General features: G+C 63.9%; 5 protein-coding genes. 2 read left to right on the forward strand and 3 right to left on the reverse strand.

Annotated elements, in window-relative coordinates; all coding sequences use genetic code 11:
- Positions 1–239: 239 nt before the first annotated feature.
- On the forward strand, positions 240–1,175 hold the full coding sequence (locus EN939_RS20270) for a hypothetical protein (RefSeq protein ID WP_127269406.1): 936 nt from the start codon (positions 240–242) through the stop codon (positions 1,173–1,175).
- Positions 1,176–1,204: 29 nt separating this feature from the next.
- On the opposite strand, the gene EN939_RS20275 is transcribed toward EN939_RS20270, so the two are convergent.
- From EN939_RS20275 to EN939_RS20285, 3 genes are all read right to left on the reverse strand, one after another.
- A complete protein-coding gene (locus EN939_RS20275; RefSeq protein ID WP_127269407.1) occupies positions 1,205–2,761 on the reverse strand; it encodes a serine hydrolase in 1,557 nt (518 codons plus the stop codon).
- Between the two features lie 344 nt (positions 2,762–3,105).
- Positions 3,106–3,318, reverse strand: coding sequence for a tautomerase family protein (locus tag EN939_RS20280; RefSeq protein ID WP_127269408.1), 213 nt, complete (start codon positions 3,316–3,318; stop codon positions 3,106–3,108).
- Between the two features lie 54 nt (positions 3,319–3,372).
- Positions 3,373–4,131, reverse strand: coding sequence for an SDR family oxidoreductase (locus EN939_RS20285; RefSeq protein WP_127269409.1), 759 nt, complete (start codon positions 4,129–4,131; stop codon positions 3,373–3,375).
- 100 nt (positions 4,132–4,231) lie between these two features.
- Between EN939_RS20285 and EN939_RS20290 the strand changes: the two genes are divergently transcribed.
- On the forward strand, positions 4,232–5,089 hold an 858-nt coding region (locus EN939_RS20290; RefSeq protein WP_164751102.1), incomplete at its 3' end, for a LysR family transcriptional regulator.

The raw sequence follows: 5,089 nt of genomic DNA on the forward strand, positions 1-5,089 counted from the left end.
ACGCCGGCGCGGACGTCCGCCTGCCAGTCGGTGTCAGGGCCGACGGCGGGTGCATCGTGGAGGTTGGTGTCTGAAGTCATCAGGGTTCTCAGGACAGTTTCTGGCGGAGCTATCGGCCGGATGGCCAGGCGGGTCAACCTTCCGGGGTGGCCGCCGCCATCAAATCCACCGCCTGCAAATCCGTAGGTATTTAGCCAAAATGGCACTATTCTGCGCAGTCTGGGCTTCAGGGAAAAGGAATGGATTTCAGCACAGGCCATGGTTACCTGCTCATCGGCGGCCTCATCCTCGTCGGTACTGGGCTGCTCATCCTGTCGCTGATCGTCAATTTGCGCGTCGCCCACAGTGTGCGCGACGACGTGCGCCATCGCGAAAAGCTGCTGGAATACCACCGCAACATCTTCTCGCAGTTGGGCGTGATCCTGATCGGCATCGGCGTGTCCCTGTTCATCTTCTTTTTCCAGCAGAATTACCAAGACCAGCGCAGACGCGAAGCGGATCTTCAGCAGGTTCTGGCCAAGCTGGCGGCGCGCATCGCTCGCGGCGCTCCCCTCGTCGAGTCACTTGGCGAATTCGACGCGCTGCTGGATGACGGCGGGGCCTATATTAGTCCCGAACTTGGTGGAACCAACGCCGCCATCGGCGCGCAGGGAGCGGAGCTTGGCAAGCAGGTCCGCGAAATCCTGCTGGTTGAGCGCGACGTCGACATCCGGGACTTCGACATCCTCAACCTGTCGCGCGATTTCGAGTCGTCGTTCGTCGTCAACGAGCTCGATCCGACGCTATGGTTCGACATCGTGCGCGACGAGAGCGAGATCAAATATGCCATCACCCAACTCACCCTCGACTACAAGGACCTGCAGGATGCGATCGGCGGCGAGCCGATTGAGGTTGCGATCGCCAATCCTGAAACGCAGCGCAAGATCAAGCACGAGGTGCTCGACATCTTCTACGATGCCGACCTCTTGCGCCAGCGCAGCAGGCGATTTCTCGGCCGTGCGTGCTGGCTTCTCAGCCACGGACGCAGCTTTGTCAGTCTTGCACCGGTCGATGCGATCGAGGCCGATGCGAAGTCACATCAGGAATGGATAGACAGGTCGAAGCCCTTGCTGGCGCAGACGAAATCGGGCAACGGCGATTGCTTCAAACTGCTCCGGTACGGCCCGGCATCCTGAACTCCCGGCCGCACCGTTCGATTTGGAAGTCAGTCCCCCACACGTTGCAGCGTGCCGAGATGATTGTCGTCGAGAAAACCTACGGTCATGGCCGACGCCTTGCCGTCAGCGCCGACCACAAAACTTACGCCCGAGGGGCTGTCCGGCGTCTCCGCGTCGGGGAAGGTCAGGAAAAGGTCACCGTCGAAATGCCTCAATGAGTAGGACCGGCCGGCGGCCGGGCCTACCCTGAGCACAAGGTGGTCTCCCGCTTCCGACACAATCGCATCGCCGATGAAGTCGTTGGCGTACCGGCCGGCATAGACGCTGTCCGGCCCGGCTGGCCGTGGCGGAGACGGCGGCGCGGCATAGGCGGCCTTGGCCGCCGCGACCGCCGGACCGAACAGGCCCGCATAGATATCATTCCACGCCTTGACCCAGTCCTTCTCGACGTTACCGTCGAAGACGAGATCGGCGAAGCTGTCGGACAATCCCTCCGGCAGGCCAGTCGGAAAGGCGTTGGCGACGATGACGATGCCCAGCTTCTCCTTTGGGAAGACTGTCACCAGGGTACGCGCCCCGACACTGAAGGCGCCGGCGTGGCCCCAGCTCAGGCCGTGTCGGCCGAATTCGACGTTCCAGCCGAGGCCGTAGAACGATGCGCCGCCGGAGACGGGGTTGTTGCCGCGCGCTATCAGCGGAACATGCGTCTGGCTTAGCGCATCGGCGGCAATCAGTGTCTTGCCGGCATAAACGCCGTTGCCGAGGATGAGGCGCAGCCATTGCGAGAGGTCACGTGCCGTGGAGCTGACGCCGCCGGCGGGCGCCTGCGCATCCGGATCGCGCTCTATCTTCGCGGCCCAGGCGCCATCGACCTTGACGTGAAGCGCAGCACGGTTGCTTTGCTTGACGAAGTCCGAATGACGGGAACTGGTCGAGGCCATGCCAAGCGGACGGTAGAGCTTCTCCTCGGCGACCTCCTCCCAGGGCTTTCCTGTCGGTGTCGCGGCTGCCATGGCACCCTCTGTCAATCCGAAATTGCTGTAGGCATACCCGGCGCGAAAGCTCGACGATGGTGGCACGAACCGCAGGCGATGCACGATCTCGACGCGGTCGTAGCCAATACCTTCGAGGTCGTCTCCGGCGGTGCCTGGAAGCCCGCTGCGATGCGAAAACAGGTCACGAACGGTGAGTTGGCTCGCCGGATAAGGATCGGCCAACCGGAAGGCCGGATCGAGATCGGCGATCTTCGAATCCCAGGACACGATCCTGTCGCTAACCAACGCCGCTACGACGGTGGCGGAAACCGGTTTGGAAAGGGAGGCGATCTGGAACACCGTGTCGGCGTCGACGGTCTCTGGCTTGCCGGCCTCGCGATGCCCAAAACCCTTGAGGAAGATCACCTCGTCATCGCGCACGACGCCGATGGCGAGACCGGGTACAGCACCGTCCGCTACGGCGGCTTCGGCAAGCGCTTCGAGCTTCGACAGGGCAGCAGTGATGCGCTCGGGCGTGAGGGTATCGGCCGGCGCCGCGTGCGGCCAAAGCACCATTGCGGCGATGAAGACCCAAACCCTCCAATGACAGAGATTCCGATTCAGCCGCATGCACAAGCCTCCTCCCAAGCATTCACAAGGCCATGATACAGGGCCGCACGGGTGAGGCCAGCCCTTCTCGGGCCATTCGCGCAACCGGACGGTCGATCTCCTGATCGGCCGCGCCGACGACGCCATCACCTCTGCCGGGCTACCGCATCGACGTCGAAAGCGCGCTGATCGAACATCCGGCGGTCAACGAGCGAGTTGCCGAAGACACCCAGCGGCAAGATTCAGCGGTTCCTGCTGAGGAAGGCCGAGGTGGAGAAGCGGAAGGGGGTGATGCTGCCGATCTCCCCACTTGTGGGACCCGAAGGACGGGCGAGACCCGTGGCTCGCCCGGGAACGGCCCGGCACTACTCCTTTGCGCGAAAAACTTCCGGCACGACGAACACTTCGTCGGCCCGGCCATAGCCGCCGTCGGCGACCTCCTCCACCAGCACCATCGTGAAGGGGCGCACACCCTCGCCGAAAAAGTCGACGAACATGGCTGTCGTTCGATGGATGAGGTCTTCCTTCTGCGCCCTGGAGAGCGCCGCTTGCGGTAACTTGATGTTGGCGAATGGCATGATCTTTTCCTTTCTGTGGAATTTGAGGTTCGGCGTGGAGCGGTCGGCGACGGCTCAGACGACGCCGCCATTGGCGCGGATGATTTGTCCGTTGACCCAGAAGCTGTCCGGCCCGGCCAGGAACGAGACCAGCCCGGCAATGTCGTCGGGCTGGCCAAGCCGGCCGAGCGGGATCATCTTGCCGATGGCCTCGATCTGCGCCTCGCTCTTGCCGTCCGTGAACAGCGCGGTTTCGATCGGCCCGGGCGCTACTGCGTTAACTGTGATGCGGCGCGCGCCAAGCTCCTTGGCCAGGATGTGGGTCATCGCCTCGACACCCGCCTTGGTGGCGGCGTAGACGCCGTAGCCCGGCTGGTAGAGGCCGACGACGCTGCTGGAAAAATTGACGATGCGGCCGCCGTCGCGAAGCCGGCGCGCGCCTTCCCGCATGCCGCGGAACACGCCGCCGAGATTGATCGCGATCTGCGTGTCGAACGAAGCGTCGTCGGTCTGCGCCATCGGCGAAATCTTCATGACGCCGGCATTGTTGACGAGGATGTCGATGCCGCCGAACGCCTTCTCGCCGGCGTCGAACAGCGCTGCGATCCCATTCGGATCGGCGATATCGGCCTGAACGGCGATTGCCTTGCCGCCGCCGGCTTCGATGCTGCGCACAAGCTCTTCGGCCTCGGCGCGGCCCCGTGCATAATTGAGGACGACGGCGACGCCATCGCGGGCGAGCCGCTGTGCGATGGCGGCGCCGATGCCTTTGGAGGCGCCGGTCACGATCGCGGTTCTGGTTTGGCCACCCGTACTTGTTTGATTGGATGTCATGGAAGTCTCTCCGTGTTGGTGACACGGATATAGGCCGACCCGCTTTCCGTATAATCAGCCATCTATTGACATCACTATTCGGAAATTGCGAACAAGGGCCATGGATCGACTGGACACGATGCGGCTCTTCGTTCGCGTTCTGGAGCGGCGCAGCTTTACCGCTGCCGCGGCCGATCTCGGCCTGCCGCGTTCAACCGCGACGGAAGCGATCCGGCGGCTGGAAGAGCATCTCGGCGCGCGGCTTCTGGAACGAACGACGCGGCAGGTGAACGCCACGCAGGACGGCGAAGCCTACTATCGGCGCTGCCTGTCGATCCTGGCCGAGATCGAGGATGCCGAGGCCGCCTTTCGCAATGCCGAGCCTTTCGGCCTGCTGCGCATCGACGCCAGCACGCTGCTCACCCGCACATTCCTGTTGCCGCGCCTGCCGGAGTTCCTCGCCCGCTATGTCAGGATCGACCTGCAGATCGGCCAAAGCGACCGGCTGGTCGATCTCGTGCGCGAAGGCGTCGACTGCGTCATCCGCGTCGGCGAGCCGCCCGACAGCGGCATGATCATGCGGCGGCTGGCTGTCATCCGCGAGATCACCTGCGCCAGCCCTGCCTATCTCGAGCGCCACGGCACGCCCGTCTCCCCCGATGCGCTCGACGGTCACCAGGCGGTGGGCTTTGTTTCGTCGCGCACCGGCGAGACCCTTCCGTTCGAATTCACCGTCGCCGGCAGTATCCGTGAGGTGCGGCTGCCATGCCGCGTCGCCGCCAACAATTCCGACACCGCCGCCGATCTGGCGCGGCTTGGCCTCGGCCTCATCCAGGCACCGCGCTATCGCTTCGAGAAGGATCTGGCGGATGGGACGCTCGTCGAGGTGCTGGCCGACTATCCGCCATCGCCGACACCGCTGTCGGCGCTCTACCCGCAGAACCGTCAGCTCTCGCCACGCCTGCGCGTCTTCCTCGAC

The organism is Mesorhizobium sp. M7A.F.Ca.CA.002.05.1.1 (assembly GCF_003998335.1).
Classification (GTDB): domain Bacteria; phylum Pseudomonadota; class Alphaproteobacteria; order Rhizobiales; family Rhizobiaceae; genus Mesorhizobium.